We start from the raw sequence: 292 nt of genomic DNA, 5'->3' as shown, positions 1-292 counted from the left end.
CTGGGGCCCGGCGAGGTTTTCGGCTGGGCGGCACTGCTCAAGAGCCAACCCTACCGGCTGGCCACATCTACCGCCGTCGAAGATACCGAGTGTCTGGCGATCAACGGCGACGCCCTGCTGCGCATACTGGAGTCGGACCCGGAGACGGGCGACGTGGTGATGAGCCGCTTTGCCACCATGATCACCCGGGATTTTACCGTGCCGGAGTGGGTGGCGCAGCTGCGGCCGGTGGGCCGGCGCGCGGCGCCCCAACAGTGGACGGGGCTGGCGCTCACCATGTTCCGGTTGGCCC

General features: G+C 68.8%; 1 protein-coding gene. It reads left to right on the top strand.

The genetic code is table 11. The features are described 5' to 3' along the window. Positions 1-292 (top strand): cyclic nucleotide-binding domain-containing protein (locus ACTFO6_RS18535; protein WP_439935845.1); only part of this gene is annotated, 292 nt, incomplete at both ends.

This window comes from Pelomicrobium sp. G1, assembly GCF_051905455.1.
Taxonomy (GTDB): Bacteria; Pseudomonadota; Gammaproteobacteria; order Burkholderiales; family UBA6910; genus Pelomicrobium.
This window is presented reverse-complemented; position numbering and strand designations above follow the sequence as displayed.